The sequence below is a fragment of the Lelliottia sp. CFBP8978 genome, from assembly GCF_034046055.2.
Classification (GTDB): domain Bacteria; phylum Pseudomonadota; class Gammaproteobacteria; order Enterobacterales; family Enterobacteriaceae; genus Enterobacter.
The window spans coordinates 3,557,328-3,573,573 of the sequence record NZ_CM188253.1 but is presented as its reverse complement, the minus strand read 5'-3'; the positions used below and the strand labels follow the sequence as shown (position 1 = coordinate 3,573,573).

The window sequence follows — 16,246 nt, the reverse complement described above, 5'->3', positions numbered from 1 at the left end:
ACGTTTGCGTCGACGTCCAGGAGTGATGCCGATGCCGGGTTTCGCGGTGAGATTTCAGTGCGAAACGCAAGATAGCCCTGCTCTGATTATTCAACGAGGAAAAGATGGCTCAACAGACTCCTTTGTACGAACAACACACGTTATGCGGCGCGCGCATGGTCGATTTCCATGGCTGGATGATGCCGCTGCATTACGGCTCGCAGCTCGATGAGCACCACGCGGTGCGCACCGATGCCGGTATGTTCGACGTGTCACACATGACTATTGTCGATCTGCGCGGCAGCCGCACCCGGGAGTTTTTGCGTTATCTGTTGGCTAATGACGTTGCAAAACTCAAGACGCCAGGCAAAGCGCTTTATAGCGGAATGCTAAATGCTTCCGGCGGCGTGATTGATGACCTGATTGTCTATTTCTTTACTGAAGATTTCTTCCGCCTCGTTGTTAACTCCGCTACCCGCGAAAAAGACCTCTCCTGGATTTCCCAACACGCCGAAAAGTTCGCCATTGATATCACCGTGCGTGATGACCTTTCGCTTATCGCCGTGCAGGGACCGAATGCGCAGGCTAAAGCCGCGTCCCTGTTTACTGACGAACAGCGCAAGGCGACCGAAGGGATGAAACCATTCTTCGGCGTTCAGGCGGGCGATCTGTTTATCGCGACCACGGGTTATACCGGCGAAGCCGGATATGAAATCGCCATGCCGAATGAAAAGGCCGCTGATTTCTGGCGCGCACTGGTTGAAGCCGGAGTGAAACCAGCAGGACTGGGCGCGCGCGATACGCTGCGCCTGGAAGCGGGTATGAACCTGTACGGCCAGGAAATGGACGAAGGGATTTCACCGCTGGCAGCCAATATGGGCTGGACCATCGCGTGGGAACCTGCGGATCGTGATTTTATTGGTCGTGAAGCGCTGGAAACGCAGCGTGAGAAAGGCACCGAGCAGCTGGTGGGGCTGGTGATGACTGAGAAAGGCGTGCTGCGTAATGAACTGCCAGTGCGTTTCACGGATGCCAACGGCAACCTGCAGGAAGGCATCATTACCAGCGGGACATTCTCGCCTACGCTGGGTTATAGCATTGCGCTGGCGCGCGTACCCGCGGGGATTGGCGACACAGCCGTCGTGCAGATCCGTAACCGCGAAATGCCGGTCAACGTGACGAAACCGATTTTTGTTCGCGCCGGTAAGCCGGTCGCCTAATCATTTTTATCAGGAGAATTCCAATGAGCAATGTGCCAGCAGAACTGAAATACAGCAAAGAACACGAGTGGCTACGCAAAGAAGCTGACGGTACTTATACCGTGGGGATCACCGAGCATGCGCAAGAGCTGCTGGGCGACATGGTATTTGTGGATCTGCCGGAAGTGGGCGCGACCGTTAGCGCAGGCGACGACTGTGCCGTGGCGGAGTCTGTGAAAGCGGCTTCCGATATTTATGCGCCAGTGGGCGGTGAAATCGTGGCCGTGAACGATGCGCTGAGCGATTCACCGGAGCTGGTGAACAGCGAACCGTACACCGGCGGCTGGATCTTCAAAATCAAAGCCAGCGACGAGGCCGAGGTTGCCGCGCTGTTAGATGCTACGGCGTATGCAGCACTGCTGGAAGACGAATAAGCCTTTTCCCTCTCCCTGTGGGAGAGGGGAGGGTGAGGGGGAACAGACGACGCTCTCACCCCAGCCCTCTCTCTAAAGGAGAGGGAGAAAACACATTCACCGCACGTTTCAGGAACCATCGCTCATGACACAGACTTTAAGCCAGCTTGAAAACCGTGGCGCTTTCATTGAACGTCACATCGGGCCGGATGCTCAGCAACAGCAGGAGATGCTGAAGACAGTTGGCGCGGATTCGTTAAACGCCCTGATCGGCCAAATCGTGCCTAAGGACATCCAGCTCGCGACACCACCGCAGGTCGGTGAAGCGACCACCGAATACGCCGCGCTGGCGGAGCTGAAAGCCATTGCCGGCCTCAACAAGCGCTTTAAGTCTTACATTGGCATGGGATACACCCCTGTACAATTGCCGCCGGTGATTCTGCGCAACATGCTGGAAAACCCAGGCTGGTACACCGCGTATACCCCGTATCAGCCGGAAGTGTCGCAAGGCCGTCTGGAAGCGTTATTGAACTTCCAGCAGGTGACGCTGGATCTGACGGGTCTGGATATTGCCTCCGCTTCTCTGCTTGACGAAGCCACCGCCGCCGCCGAAGCAATGGCGATGGCGAAACGCGTCAGTAAGCTCAAGAACGCCAATCGCTTTTTTGTCGCCGCTGACGTTCATCCGCAAACGCTGGACGTGGTGCGCACGCGTGCAGAAACCTTCGGCTTTGAGGTGATTGTCGATGAAGCGGATAAAGTGCTGGATCACCAGGATGTTTTCGGCGTGCTGCTGCAGCAGGCAGGAACGACCGGTGAAGTCCACGATTACAGCAGTCTGATTGCTGAACTGAAATCGCGCAAAATTGTGGTCAGCGTGGCGGCCGATTTTATGGCGCTGGTGCTACTCACCGCACCGGGCAAGCAGGGCGCGGATATTGTATTTGGTTCGGCCCAGCGCTTCGGCGTGCCGATGGGTTACGGCGGACCACACGCCGCATTCTTTGCGGCGAAAGATGAATTCAAACGCTCCATGCCTGGCCGTATTATCGGTGTGTCGAAAGATGCCGCCGGTAACACCGCGCTGCGCATGGCGATGCAGACGCGCGAGCAGCATATCCGCCGCGAGAAGGCGAACTCCAACATCTGTACCTCGCAGGTACTGCTGGCAAATATCGCCAGCCTGTATGCGGTGTTCCATGGTCCGGCTGGCCTGAAACGTATCGCCACCCGCATTCACCGTTTCACTGATATCCTGGCTGCCGGTTTACAGCAGAAAGGACTGAAGCTGCGTCACGAGCATTATTTCGACACCTTGTGTGTGGAAGTGGCCGATAAAGCGGGCGTTCTGGCGCGTGCCGAAGCGGCAGAAATTAACCTGCGCAGCGATATCCTCAACGCTGTGGGTATCACACTTAATGAAACCACTACCCGCGAAGACGTTAACGCGCTGTTTGCCGTTTTGCTGGGTGATGCTCACGGTCTGGATATCAACACCCTGGATAAAGACGTGGCGCACGACAGCCGCTCCATTCAGGAAAGCATGCTGCGTAACGACGCAATCCTGACCCATCCGGTGTTTAACCGTTATCACAGCGAAACCGAGATGATGCGCTATATGCACTCTCTGGAACGCAAAGATCTGGCGCTGAACCAGGCGATGATCCCGCTGGGCTCCTGCACCATGAAGCTGAACGCGGCGGCGGAAATGATCCCGATTACCTGGCCGGAATTCTCTGAGCTGCACCCGTTCTGCCCGGCAGATCAGGCGGAAGGCTATCATCAGATGATCAACCAGCTCTCCGACTGGCTGGTGAAACTGACCGGTTATGACGCGCTTTGCATGCAGCCAAACTCCGGCGCGCAGGGTGAATATGCGGGTCTGCTGGCGATTCGTCACTACCATGAGAGCCGCAATGAAGGGCATCGTGATATCTGCCTGATCCCAAGCTCCGCGCACGGTACTAACCCGGCATCAGCGCAGATGGCAGGGATGGAAGTGGTGGTTGTGGCCTGTGATAAGAACGGCAACATCGATCTGGCCGATCTGCGTGCGAAAGCAGAACAGGCGGGCGATAAGCTCTCCTGCATCATGGTCACTTACCCGTCCACCCACGGCGTATACGAAGAGACAATTCGTGAAGTGTGCGAAGTGGTGCATCAGTTCGGCGGCCAGGTTTACCTTGACGGCGCGAACATGAACGCGCAGGTGGGCATTACCTCTCCGGGCTTTATCGGCGCGGACGTCTCGCACCTGAACCTGCACAAAACCTTCTGCATTCCACACGGCGGTGGCGGTCCGGGTATGGGCCCAATCGGCGTGAAAGCGCATCTGGCACCGTTTGTTCCTGGCCACAGCGTGGTGCAAATTGAAGGCATGCTGACCCGCCAGGGCGCGGTCTCTGCTGCACCGTTTGGCAGTGCGTCTATTCTGCCGATTAGCTGGATGTATATCCGCATGATGGGGGCCGAAGGGCTGAAGCAGGCCAGTCAGGTAGCGATTCTGAATGCAAACTACATCGCGACCCGTCTGAAAGAAGCGTATCCGGTGCTCTACACCGGGCGTGATGGCCGCGTGGCGCACGAATGCATTCTGGATATTCGTCCCCTGAAAGAAGAGACGGGCATCAGCGAACTGGATATTGCCAAGCGTCTGATCGATTACGGATTCCATGCGCCGACGATGTCGTTCCCGGTGGCGGGTACGCTGATGGTTGAACCGACCGAATCAGAAAGCAAAGTAGAGCTGGACCGCTTTATCAATGCGATGCTGGCGATTCGCAGTGAAATTACCCGTGTGAAACAGGGGGAATGGACGCTGGAAGATAACCCGCTGGTGAATGCGCCGCACACCCAAAACGAGCTGGTGGCTGAGTGGACCCACGGCTATACCCGCGAAGAAGCCGTCTTCCCGGCGGGGATGGCAAACAAATACTGGCCGACCGTGAAACGTCTCGACGATGTGTATGGCGACCGCAATCTGTTCTGCTCTTGCGTGCCAATGAGTGAATATGAGTAATACTCAATGATATGACCTAAGCCGGGTGATGATCGCCCGGCTTTTTTATTGGGGAATGGTTTATGGCTATTGCACTTGTTACTGGTGCCAGCCGCGGTATCGGTAAGGCTACTGCGCTTCAACTGGGCCGCGAAGGATTCACCGTCGCCGTCAATTATCATCACAACATCAAAGCCGCGACCAGCGTGGTTGAGGATATTATCGAAGCAGGCGGCAAAGCGTTTGCGCTGCGCGCCGATATCAGCGATGAAGCCCAGGTGTTGGCGATGTTTGAGAGCATCGATCGGGAAGGCGAACCGTTAACGGCTCTGGTGAACAACGCCGGCATTTTGTTCGAGCAAAGCACGATTGAAAATCTCAGCGCCGAGCGGATCAACCGCGTGCTGGCAACTAACGTCACTGGCTATTTCCTCTGCTGCCGTGAAGCGGTGAAACGTATGTCTCACAAGCACAGCGGCAAGGGCGGGGCGATTGTGAATGTTTCGTCGGCGGCATCGCGTCTTGGCGCACCGGGCGAATATGTCGATTATGCGGCGTCGAAAGGGGCGGTCGATTCATTGACGACCGGTCTGGCGCTGGAAGTCGCAGCGTACGGCATTCGGGTGAACTGTGTGCGTCCCGGTCTGATCTATACCGACATTCACGCTTCCGGCGGGGAACCAGGCCGGGTGGATCGGGTGAAATCCGCCTTACCGATGCAGCGTGGCGGACAGCCGGAAGAAGTGGCGCAGGCGATTGTCTGGCTGTTGAGTGAGAAAGCGTCGTACGTGACCGGGAGCTTTCTCGAGTTAGCGGGTGGGAAGTGAGTTGTCACCCCTCACCCCGGCCCTCTCCCCCGAGGGGAGAGGGAGAAACCAGACGGTGACTTACAAGGGAAAAACAAGACAGTTCCCTCTCCCCTATGGGGAGAGGGTTAGGGTGAGGGGAACTATTCCTCAGAGATTTTCGCCGTTGCTGGCGATCACTTCTTTGTACCAGTTAAAGCTCTTCTTACGGGAGCGGGACATGTCGCCTGTACCGTCGTCGTGCTTGTTCACATAGATAAAGCCGTAGCGCTTGCTGTACTGACCGGTAGTGAATGACACGCAGTCAATGCAGCCCCACGGAGTGTAACCCATCAGATCCACGCCGTCGTAAGTGACTGCCTTAATCATCTCTTCCACATGGGCACGCAGGTAGTCGATGCGGTAGTCATCGTTGATACTGCCGTCTTCTTCGACTTTGTCATACGCGCCAAAGCCATTTTCGACAATAAACAGCGGCTTTTGATAGCGCTCATACAGCTCGCACAGGGCAAAGCGCAGCCCCACCGGATCAATCTGCCAGCCCCAGTCGGAGGCTTTAACGTGAGGGTTCGGTACGCTGCCTTCGAAGCCAGAAATCGCGTCGCCGGTGCCGCCTTCAGCTTTAACAGCGTTGGTCATGTAGTAGCTGAACCCTAAATAATCACAGGTACCTTCGCGCAGGATTTGCTCGTCGCCCGTTTCCATCTGAATGGTAAACCCACGGCGCTCCCACTCGTTCAGCACATAGGACGGGTAATAACCGCGCAGCTGTACGTCGGTAAAGACATAGCGCTCACGCATAGATTCCTGAGCAAACATCACGTCTTCCGGTTTACAGGAGAACGGATAAAGCGCCACCATCGCCAGCATGCAGCCGACTTTCATTTCCGGGTTAATGCGGCGCGCGGCTTTCACCGCCAGAGCGCTGGCAACGAACTGGTGATGGAGAACCTGGTACATGGTCTCTTCCGGGTTTTCGTGTTCGGTATAGACCACGCCGGAGCAGCAATAACCAAACAGTGGCGCACGCCAGTTACGCTGGTTGTTAATTTCGTTGAAGGTCATCCAGTATTTGACCTTGCTTTTGTAGCGCTCAAAGACCACTTCGGCAAAACGCACAAAGAAATCGACAACGTGACGATTGGTCCAGCCGCCGTATTCCTGTACCAGGTGCAGCGGCATCTCGAAGTGAGAAAGGGTAATCACGGGTTCAATGTTATATTTCAGCAGTTCGTCGAACATATCGTCGTAGAACTGCAGCCCTTCTTCGTTCGGCTGCGTTTCGTCGCCTTTCGGGAAGATTCGCGTCCAGGCGATAGAGGTACGGAAACATTTGAAGCCCATCTCCGCAAACAGCTTGATGTCTTCTTTATAGTGGCCGTGGAAGTCGATAGCTTCGTGGTTTGGATAGTACTTGCCCGGTACCACTTCCTGCGTGATTTCGCGCGGTACGCCGTGTGCGCCGCCCGTCAGTACGTCACAAATGCTCGGCCCTTTACCGCCTTTGTTCCAGCCGCCTTCGACCTGGTGCGCCGCAACCGCGCCGCCCCATAAAAAATCATTTGGTAAAGTCAGTTTTTTCATGTTTGCTAATCTCGTCTTATTACATTTGTAATCGAGTCTAGCAAAGAGGAATTAAATGTCACGATATAACAATTCACGCTTAATGTGATTTGTTACATCGAAAAAACAGGTTGTTTTATTCTGCCAGTTTCTTCGCCAGTTTACGGCCTAATGATTCGAGAATATAAATAACCGGGATCTGCGTGGTAATATCGTACACGCCGCCGATACGTGTTTGTGGCACATGCCATGAGAGATTAAAATCGGCAAGCTTAGCCAGACGCGAGTGCTCGTGGCTGGTGATGGACAGCACTTTGCAGTGATGCAGGCTGAACTGACTGGCGAACCGCAGGATCTCTTCGGTTTCGCCGGAGACCGAAAGTACAATCGCCAGCGCATTTTTTGCCATGTCATTGGTGACGGGAAAATAAGGGTCATCAATATGGTTGCTAAATTTACCAATATTAGAAAAGAAACGCGCGCCATATTTCGCCAGAGAACCTGAGGTCCCCGCGCCGACAAATATAATACGTTCGGATGATAATATAATATCAACCGCCTGCGCTAATAAAAGGTCAAATTCTTCGTTGTTAACGCTTCGGAAAAAACTAATAATTTCACTGGCACCAAAATTTGCCTGCTGCGGTTCATTTTGTTCTAAGTACAATTTAAACCGGACGCGAAACTCCGAATAGCCATCGCAGTTGAGCTTGCGGCAGAAGCGCAGCACCGTGGTCGTGGAAACGCCTGCTGCGTCTGCCAGCTCGCGAATGGTCATGTACGTCACTTTGTCTCGGTTTTTAACGACATAGTTGTAGACCATCATTTCCAGATTGTTGAGACTGGCAATGGCGGAATGGGAGAACATGCTCACAGTGGCTAAACTCACTCATCAGACTTCATCTACAGGGAATAATAACATGCAGCCTAACGACATCACTTTTTTTCAGCGTTTTCAGGACGACATTCTGGCAGGGCGTAAAACCATCACCATCCGTGATGAAGCCGAATCGCATTTCAGGGCAGGTGACATTTTGCGCGTTGGCCGTTTTGAGGATGATGGCTATTTCTGCACGATTGAAGTGCTCGGTACCTCAACCGTCACGCTGGACACTCTGGCAGAGAAACACGCCCAGCAGGAGAACATGACGCTGTCCGAACTCAAACAGGTGATTAGCGAGATCTACCCCGATCAGACGCAGTTTTATGTGATTGATTTCAAATGCATATAATTTAAAACTAACATGTGTTAGGTGAAAATTTATTTCAAATTTATGATTTATAGGGATTAATCCGGAATTGAAATTAATTTTAGCTAACATGTGTTCACTGGAATCATTCTCAGTTAGCATAGTTAAGCGATACATTATGATCTTATCTTCTTCCGGAGTTTCCTATGGGTAGCAAGCCACTCATTGAACAGGGATATTCATTGGCTGAGGAAATAGCCAATAGCATCAGCCATGGTATTGGCCTGGTTTTTGGCATTGTCGGGTTGGTTCTACTGCTGGTTCAGGCCATAGACACTAACGCTAACGCAATGGCTATCACCAGCTACAGCTTGTACGGCGGGAGCATGATTCTGCTCTTTCTCGCCTCAACCCTCTATCACGCCATTCCGCATCAGCGGGCGAAGCAATGGCTCAAGAAGTTCGATCACTGCGCTATCTATGTTTTGATCGCTGGCACCTATACACCGTTTTTACTGGTGGGATTAAACTCTCCGCTGGCGCGTGGCCTGATGATTGTGATCTGGAGCCTGGCGCTGATAGGTATCTTGTTTAAGCTTATTTTTGCTCATCGCTTTGAAGTGCTGTCGCTGGTGACGTACCTGACGATGGGCTGGCTGTCGCTGATTGTGATTTATCAACTGGCTATCAAGCTCTCTGCGGGGGGCGTAACGCTGCTGGCGCTGGGCGGGATCGTCTACACGCTTGGCGTGATTTTTTACGTTTGCAATCGCATTCCCTACAACCATGCTATCTGGCACGGCTTTGTACTGGGCGGCAGCGTGTGCCACTTCCTGGCGATCTATTTGTACGTTGGGCAGGTTTGATAGCGAGCGGCCTGATGCTCTCACCCCAAACCACTCTCATAGGGAGAGGGCGCAAAAACTAAAAACGGTAACCTTTGGGTTACCGTTTTGCTTTTGCCATTCGCCACCCGGCGATTCACAACGCTAATAAGATTACTCTTCTAACGAATACGGCAGCGGCTCAATGCTCAACGTGCTGGCATCGTCGCGTACGCGGAATACGCTGTTCGCTTCCATGTCATTATTCATCACAACCTGTACCAACAGACGACCATCGTCGAGCTGAACGGCAGCCAGTACCGTGCCGGTGCGACGCCAGTTGTCACCCATTTTCAGCTCCAGATCTTCACCGGCTTCCGGTACCCGGCTGGCATGACCCGCCAGATACCAGAGCGCACGTTTATTCGCGCCACGGAATTTCGCCCGCGCCACCATCTCCTGACCGGTATAACACCCTTTTTTAAAGCTGATGCCGCCGAGTGCCTGCAGATTGGTCGCCTGTGGAATAAACTGCGCACTATTAACCGCATCAATGACCGGTAACCCGGCTTCGATGTTCAGCGCTAACCACTGCTGGCTGTTGTTGAGCTGCGCTTCGCCGCGAAGCGCTTCAGTGATGCGTTCCGCGGTAGCGACATCGGTGACCAACAAAAAGTGTTCCGCAGGATGTTCAAACCACAAGATTGACGTGACGCCATCATTGATTAGCTGTTTATCGGCATCCGGCAGTTCGCTGAACAGATTTTTTAACGCAGCGCGAGCCTGAAAACCGGCCACACCCAGCAGCACATGTTCATCATCCGCAGAGATGGTGACTTTTGAGAAAACCGCGTACTTTTTCAGTTCAGCCAACTGCGCATCGCGCAGGCTACGACGCTCAATTAAAGCGAAGCCACCCTCACGACGGAACAGACGCAGATTGCTCCACATCTTGCCCTTCGGATCGCAGTGCGCGGCCAGCAGATGCTGGTGTTCGTTCATCTGCCCGACATCAGCCGTGACCTGGCCTTGCAGATACTTTTCGCTATCGGCTCCGGTGAGCGTCGCCAGCGCCCAGTCATCCAGAGAAATCAGCGTCAGCGGCAGACGCGTTGAGGCGACGGGCTGGCGAGGAGGAAATGGAGTAAAAGCCATGTTTATGTCCTGAATTGCTTAACGCTTCGATAATGCCTAATGGTAAAAGAGACTGTAGTCATTGCAAGCGCTTTCAGCAGCCCAATTGTGCCTTATTACCAATCTGCGCAGCGCCACGCATAACAGAGTAATCCCCTGACTTGTTGTGGTTTTTTCTTGAAGCATGCTTCCAGTCCGTGATATTCCAGTAATTAAACAGCAAAAAACACGTTACACTAGAAATCGTCCCTCTTAGAGGTAGAAGAAACGTAAAGCAGGAAATCGACATGGACATTAACAACAAGGCCCGAATCCACTGGGCGTGCCGTCGCGGCATGCGTGAACTTGATATTTCCGTCATGCCATTCTTCGAGTATGAGTACGACAGCTTGAGCGATGACGATAAGCGTCTGTTTATTCGCCTGCTTGAGAGTGACGATCCTGATTTATTCAACTGGCTGATGAATCACGGCAAACCCGCCGACACCGAGTTGCAACGGATGGTGCAATTAATTCAAACACGGAATCGGGAACGTGGTCCTGTGGCAATCTGATCTGCGCGTCTCGTGGCGCTCACAGTGGATGTCTTTATTGCTCCACGGAATGGTTGCGGCTTTCATTTTGTTGATGCCGTGGCCACTCAGCTATACCCCGTTATGGATGCTTTTGCTGTCATTAGTGGTGTTCGACAGCGTTCGCAGCCAACGGCGCATTAACGCCCGTCAGGGTGAAATTAAACTGATGATGGATTCTCGTCTGCGCTGGCAAGGCAAAGAGTGGGAAATCGTCGGCACACCCTGGATGTTAAATTCCGGGATGATGTTTCGTTTGCGCAAAGAAAACGGTGGGCGCTGCCAGCATCTGTGGTTGTCCGCGGACAGTATGGATGCCAGTGAATGGCGGGATTTGCGTCGGATGATCTTGCAGCAACCGACGCCGGGACGGTAGCGGATTAACCAAATTTTTCCGCCATTTCGCCAAGAATTTGCTCGCACCAGTTCTGCAACCGCTCTTCGCTGAGATCGTATTGATTGGTCTCATCGAGGGCCAGTCCGACAAACAGTTGGCCATCGGCAATGATCGGTTTTTGACTGGTAAACTCATAGCCTTCGGTTGGCCAGTAACCGATAAAGGTGACCCCTTTCGGTGCGAGCTTATCATGCAACATACCGAGTGCATCGAGGAACCACTCGCCATAGCCAAGCTGATCGCCCATGCCATAGAGCGCAATGATTTTGCCTTCAAGATTGAGCGAATCGAGCTGATCCCAGATGGCTTCCCAGTCTTCCTGTAACTCGCCAAAATCCCAGGTCGGGATGCCAAGAATCAGAACGTCATACTGTTCCATCTCTGTGGGGGCATCGTCTTTAAGATTGTGCAGTGTGACCAGTTCAGGGCCGATGATGTCACGAATTTTCTCCGCGGCCATCTCGGTGTAGCAGGTGCTGGAACCATAAAACAGACCTATATTCATCGCGTAAACTTCTCAATACTTGCTATGACGTTGCGCGTAGTGTACCAGAAACCTGTACCATTACGTCATAATGGCCGATTGCAGAAACACAGGAGCAGACGTGGAAAAGGATCTCGCACTCATCGAACAGTTTCTCGATGCGCTCTGGCTGGAGAAAAACCTGGCGGAAAATACGCTTAGCGCTTATCGCCGGGATCTGACAATGCTGGTGGAATGGCTTGCGCATCGCGGTCTTACGCTTGAGCAGGCGCAGAGCGACGATCTGCAAGCCCTGTTAGCAGAGCGGATGGATGGCGGCTACAAAGCGACCAGCTCCGCGCGACTGCTGAGCGCGATGCGACGGCTTTTTCAGCATCTTTATCGGGAAAAGCTTCGCAGTGACGATCCCAGCGCGCTGCTGGCGTCGCCTAAGCTTCCACAGCGTTTACCTAAAGATCTCAGCGAAACGCAGGTTGAGCGGTTATTACAGACGCCAGCGGTTGACCTGCCGCTGGAGTTACGCGATAAAGCCATGCTTGAAGTGTTATATGCCACCGGGCTGCGCGTTTCGGAACTTGTCGGTTTGACGATGAGTGACATCAGCCTGCGTCAGGGCGTGGTACGCGTGATTGGTAAAGGCAATAAAGAACGTCTTGTGCCGCTGGGCGAAGAGGCGGTGTACTGGGTCGAGTCCTATCTTGAACACGGGCGGCCGTGGTTGTTGAATGGGGTCTCTATTGACGTTCTGTTCCCGAGCCAGCGCGCCCAGCAAATGACGCGTCAAACCTTCTGGCATCGCATTAAGCATTACGCCACACTGGCGGGTATCGACAGTGAAAAACTTTCGCCGCACGTTCTGCGTCACGCTTTTGCGACACATTTGCTCAATCATGGCGCCGATTTGCGCGTGGTGCAGATGCTGCTTGGGCATAGCGATCTCTCGACGACGCAAATCTACACTCATGTAGCCACGGAACGACTGCGGCAGCTACACCAACAGCACCACCCACGAGCGTGAGTGCCGACCAATTGTTATAGGATCGAAAATGAAAAAATCTTTAGCGCTGTTCTCTCTGCTGGCCGCGTCGTTTGCCGGCTTTGCTCATGCTGACGATGCAGCAATCAAACAGTCACTGGCCAAGCTGGGCGTATCGAGCAGTGATATCCAGTCTGCACCGATCGCGGGCATGAAAACGGTGCTGACTAACAGCGGCGTTCTGTATGTGACCGAAGACGGTAAACATATCATTCAGGGACCGATGTACGACGTGAGCGGCGCCCAGCCGGTTAACGTGACCAACCAGTTGCTGATGAAAAATCTTAATGCGCTGGAAAAAGAGATGATCGTCTACAAAGCGGCGCAGGAAAAACACGTTATTACCGTTTTCACGGATATCACCTGTGGCTACTGCCACAAGCTGCATGAAGAGATGAAAGACTACAACGCGCTGGGGATCACCGTGCGTTACCTGGCGTTCCCGCGCGCTGGCGTACAGAGCCAGCCTGAACAGGACATGAAAGCCATCTGGTGTGCCAAAGACCGCAATAAAGCCTTTGATGACGCGATGAACGGCAAGGGGGTAAAACCTGCATCCTGTGATATTGATATCGCCAATCATTATGCGTTAGGTGTGCAGTTTGGTGTGACCGGAACCCCCGCTATTGTGCTGAACAGTGGCTATGTTGTTCCGGGTTATCAGGGGCCAAAAGAGATGAAAGAGTTTCTCGACGCGCACCAAAAACAATTTGGCGGTAAATAATTCGCGTGAAATCAAAAACACAATTGCGCCGCCGTGAGGTCGACGACAGCGTTGATTTACCTGACGATCTGACGCCACTTTTGCGCCGGTTATATGTCGGGCGCGGCGTTCATACAGCCATCGAGCTTGAGCGCAGCGTCAAAGGTATGTTGCCGTGGCAGCAGCTCAGCGGCGTCGAAAAAGCCACGGAGCTCCTCTATAGCGCCTTCCTCGAAGGCACGCGGATTGTCGTGGTAGGTGATTTTGATGCCGATGGCGCCACCAGCACCGCGCTGAGTGTGCTCAGCCTGCGTGCGCTCGGCTGCGATAACGTCACCTATCTGGTGCCGAACCGCTTTGAAGATGGATACGGACTCAGCCCGGAAGTGGTCGATCAGGCTCACGCCCGTGGCGCGCAGATGATCTTGACCGTCGATAACGGGATCTCTTCGCATGCCGGAGTAGAGCGTGCGCACCAGCTCGGGATCCCGGTGCTGGTGACGGATCACCACTTACCCGGCGACACGCTGCCTGCCGCTGAAGCCATCATCAACCCGAATCTGCGCGATTGCGACTTCCCGTCGAAATCGCTCGCGGGGGTCGGGGTGGCATTTTATCTGATGCTGGCGTTGCGCGCACTTCTGCGTGATAAAGGCTGGTTTGAAACGCGCGGTATTGCCGTGCCAAATCTGGCTGAATATCTCGATCTGGTGGCGCTGGGAACGGTGGCAGATGTGGTCCCTCTCGACACCAATAACCGTATTTTGACCTGGCAGGGACTGGGACGTATTCGGGCGGGAAAATGCCGTCCCGGAATTAAAGCGCTGCTGGAAATTTCCAATCGCGATCCGCTTAAGCTGGCGGCAAGCGATTTAGGTTTTGCTCTTGGACCGCGTCTGAATGCCGCCGGACGGCTGGACGATATGTCCGTGGGTGTGGCGCTCTTGTTGTGCGATAACATTGGTGAAGCGCGCGTCCTGGCTAATGAACTGGATGCGCTGAATCAGACGCGCAAAGAGATTGAGCAGGGAATGCAGGCAGAAGCGCTGATCCTGTGCGAAAAGCTTGAACGTAGTAGCGACACGCTGCCCGGTGGGCTGGCGATGTATCATCCGGAGTGGCATCAGGGCGTCGTTGGAATTCTGGCATCGCGCATCAAAGAGCGTTTTCATCGCCCGGTGATTGCCTTTGCTCCGGCGGGTGACGGAACGCTAAAAGGTTCTGGCCGTTCCATTCAGGGACTGCACATGCGAGACGCGCTGGAGCGTCTGGACACGCTATACCCGGGGCTGATGATCAAGTTTGGTGGCCATGCCATGGCGGCCGGTTTATCGCTGGAAGAGGCGAAATTCGACGAATTTCAGCAGCGCTTTAGCGAACTGGTAACCGACTGGATTGACCCGTCGCTGCTTCAGGGCGAAGTGATCTCCGATGGGCCACTTTCTGCATCTGAGATGACGATGGAGGTTGCGCAACTGCTGCGCGACGCCGGTCCGTGGGGGCAAATGTTCCCGGAGCCGCTGTTCGACGGGCGTTTCCGCCTGCTGCAACAGCGTCTGGTGGGCGAGCGTCATCTTAAGGTAATGGTCGAGCCGGTGGGCGGCGGTCCGCTGCTGGATGGGATTGCTTTTAACGTCGACACCTCGGTCTGGCCAGATAACGGCGTGCGCGAAGTCGAACTGGCCTACAAACTGGATATTAACGAGTTTCGTGGTAATCGCAGTTTGCAAATCATCATCGATCATATCTGGCCAATTTAGCGTCACTATTTCCTATAAAAAAGAGCGTGGATTCGGTACAATCCCGCTCTTATCACCGCATTTTGACTAGTCCAATAAAGAAAACGACCATGTTTGAAATTAATCCGGTAAAAAACCGCATTCAAGACCTCACGGAGCGCTCCGACGTTCTTAGGGGGTATCTTTGACTACGATGCCAAGAAAGAGCGTCTGGAAGAAGTAAACGCCGAGCTGGAACAGCCGGACGTCTGGAACGAACCTGAACGCGCACAGGCGCTGGGTAAAGAGCGTTCCTCACTCGAAGCCATCGTCGAAACGTTGGATCAAATGTCTCAGGGGCTGGAAGACGTTTCCGGTCTGCTGGAGTTAGCCGTCGAAGCCGACGACGAAGAAACCTTCAACGAAGCTATCGCCGAACTCGACGTGCTTGAGGAAAAGCTGGCACAGCTCGAATTCCGCCGCATGTTCTCCGGCGAATACGACAGCGCCGATTGCTATCTCGATATTCAGGCCGGTTCTGGCGGTACAGAAGCTCAGGACTGGGCGAGCATGCTTACGCGCATGTATCTGCGCTGGGCTGAAGCGCGCGGCTTTAAAACAGAAATTATCGAAGAGTCTGAAGGCGAAGTGGCGGGTATCAAATCCGTGACCATCAAGATCATCGGTGATTACGCTTACGGCTGGCTGCGTACCGAAACCGGCGTTCACCGCCTGGTGCGCAAAAGCCCGTTCGATTCCGGTGGCCGTCGTCATACCTCTTTCAGCTCCGCGTTTGTCTATCCGGAAGTGGAAGATGATATCGACATCGAAATCAACCCGGCCGATCTGCGTATCGACGTATACCGCGCATCTGGTGCGGGTGGTCAGCACGTTAACCGTACGGAATCCGCGGTGCGTATCACGCATATTCCGACCGGTCTGGTGACACAGTGTCAGAACGACCGTTCGCAGCATAAGAACAAAGACCAGGCCATGAAGCAGATGAAAGCGAAGCTTTATGAGCTGGAGATGCAGAAGAAAAATGCTGAGAAACAGGTGATGGAAGATAACAAATCTGACATCGGCTGGGGCAGCCAGATTCGTTCTTACGTCCTCGATGACTCCCGTATCAAAGATCTGCGTACCGGGGTTGAAACCCGTAACACGCAGGCGGTGCTGGACGGCAGCCTGGACCAATTTATCGAAGCAAGTTTGAAAGCAGGGTTATGA

16 protein-coding genes are annotated in these 16,246 nt (G+C 53.8%); 12 read left to right on the top strand and 4 right to left on the bottom strand.

What is annotated here, in order from left to right; translation table 11 throughout:
* Positions 1-104: 104 nt before the first annotated feature.
* From gcvT to SOM82_RS16670, 4 genes are all read left to right on the top strand, one after another.
* Positions 105-1,199: a glycine cleavage system aminomethyltransferase GcvT gene (gcvT, locus tag SOM82_RS16685; RefSeq protein WP_320460544.1), complete on the top strand. Its 1,095-nt coding sequence runs from the start codon at positions 105-107 to the stop codon at positions 1,197-1,199.
* A gap of 23 nt (positions 1,200-1,222) precedes the next feature.
* Positions 1,223-1,612, top strand: coding sequence for a glycine cleavage system protein GcvH (gene gcvH / locus SOM82_RS16680; RefSeq protein WP_154126118.1), 390 nt, complete (start codon positions 1,223-1,225; stop codon positions 1,610-1,612).
* Between the two features lie 124 nt (positions 1,613-1,736).
* On the top strand, positions 1,737-4,610 hold the full coding sequence (gene gcvP, locus SOM82_RS16675; RefSeq protein ID WP_320460543.1) for an aminomethyl-transferring glycine dehydrogenase: 2,874 nt from the start codon (positions 1,737-1,739) through the stop codon (positions 4,608-4,610).
* Between the two features lie 62 nt (positions 4,611-4,672).
* Positions 4,673-5,416 (top strand): SDR family oxidoreductase, encoded by a 744-nt coding sequence (locus SOM82_RS16670; protein ID WP_320460542.1) that lies wholly within the window; start codon positions 4,673-4,675, stop codon positions 5,414-5,416.
* Positions 5,417-5,545: 129 nt separating this feature from the next.
* On the opposite strand, the gene bglA is transcribed toward SOM82_RS16670, so the two are convergent.
* Together bglA and SOM82_RS16660 are read right to left on the bottom strand one after the other, a co-directional pair.
* Positions 5,546-6,979, bottom strand: coding sequence for a 6-phospho-beta-glucosidase BglA (bglA, locus tag SOM82_RS16665; protein ID WP_320460541.1), 1,434 nt, complete (start codon positions 6,977-6,979; stop codon positions 5,546-5,548).
* 115 nt (positions 6,980-7,094) lie between these two features.
* Complete coding sequence (locus SOM82_RS16660; protein ID WP_154126501.1) at positions 7,095-7,826, bottom strand: MurR/RpiR family transcriptional regulator; 732 nt, start codon at positions 7,824-7,826, stop codon at positions 7,095-7,097.
* A 52-nt stretch (positions 7,827-7,878) separates the two neighbouring features.
* Here SOM82_RS16660 and yqfB point away from each other — a divergent pair, with 52 nt between their 5' ends.
* Positions 7,879-8,190 carry a N(4)-acetylcytidine aminohydrolase gene (yqfB, locus tag SOM82_RS16655; RefSeq protein WP_320460540.1) on the top strand — a complete coding sequence of 104 codons (312 nt, stop codon included), beginning with the start codon at positions 7,879-7,881 and terminating at the stop codon, positions 8,188-8,190.
* Between the two features lie 164 nt (positions 8,191-8,354).
* A complete protein-coding gene (trhA, locus tag SOM82_RS16650) occupies positions 8,355-9,014 on the top strand; it encodes a PAQR family membrane homeostasis protein TrhA (RefSeq protein WP_154126113.1) in 660 nt (219 codons plus the stop codon).
* A gap of 132 nt (positions 9,015-9,146) precedes the next feature.
* Here the strand turns inward: trhA and ygfZ are convergent, their stop codons facing one another.
* Positions 9,147-10,127: a tRNA-modifying protein YgfZ gene (gene ygfZ, locus SOM82_RS16645; RefSeq protein ID WP_320460539.1), complete on the bottom strand. Its 981-nt coding sequence runs from the start codon at positions 10,125-10,127 to the stop codon at positions 9,147-9,149.
* Positions 10,128-10,393: 266 nt separating this feature from the next.
* Here ygfZ and sdhE point away from each other — a divergent pair, with 266 nt between their 5' ends.
* Entirely contained in the window at positions 10,394-10,660 is a 267-nt protein-coding gene (gene sdhE, locus SOM82_RS16640; RefSeq protein ID WP_095283258.1) for an FAD assembly factor SdhE, read from the top strand.
* Entirely contained in the window at positions 10,641-11,054 is a 414-nt protein-coding gene (locus SOM82_RS16635) for a protein YgfX (RefSeq protein WP_320460538.1), read from the top strand. The genes sdhE and SOM82_RS16635 overlap by 20 nt, the downstream gene beginning before the upstream one ends.
* Before the next feature lie 4 nt (positions 11,055-11,058).
* On the opposite strand, the gene fldB is transcribed toward SOM82_RS16635, so the two are convergent.
* Positions 11,059-11,580, bottom strand: a complete 522-nt coding sequence (gene fldB, locus SOM82_RS16630; RefSeq protein WP_320460537.1) for a flavodoxin FldB — start codon at positions 11,578-11,580, stop codon at positions 11,059-11,061.
* Between the two features lie 100 nt (positions 11,581-11,680).
* Here fldB and xerD point away from each other — a divergent pair, with 100 nt between their 5' ends.
* The 4 genes from xerD to prfB all read left to right on the top strand — a co-directional run bounded on the left by xerD (position 11,681) and on the right by prfB (position 16,246).
* Positions 11,681-12,577, top strand: a complete 897-nt coding sequence (xerD, locus tag SOM82_RS16625; RefSeq protein ID WP_320460536.1) for a site-specific tyrosine recombinase XerD — start codon at positions 11,681-11,683, stop codon at positions 12,575-12,577.
* A 28-nt stretch (positions 12,578-12,605) separates the two neighbouring features.
* Positions 12,606-13,319, top strand: a complete 714-nt coding sequence (dsbC, locus tag SOM82_RS16620) for a bifunctional protein-disulfide isomerase/oxidoreductase DsbC (protein ID WP_320460535.1) — start codon at positions 12,606-12,608, stop codon at positions 13,317-13,319.
* A gap of 5 nt (positions 13,320-13,324) precedes the next feature.
* The gene (gene recJ, locus SOM82_RS16615) at positions 13,325-15,058 is read left to right on the top strand and encodes a single-stranded-DNA-specific exonuclease RecJ (protein WP_320460534.1); all 1,734 of its coding nucleotides are present in this window, start codon (positions 13,325-13,327) and stop codon (positions 15,056-15,058) included.
* A gap of 89 nt (positions 15,059-15,147) precedes the next feature.
* Positions 15,148-16,246 (top strand): peptide chain release factor 2 gene (gene prfB, locus SOM82_RS16610; RefSeq protein WP_154126108.1). Its coding sequence is split into 2 segments (ribosomal slippage): positions 15,148-15,222 and positions 15,224-16,246, totalling 1,098 coding nucleotides; the frame shifts between segments, so codons are not numbered across the junction.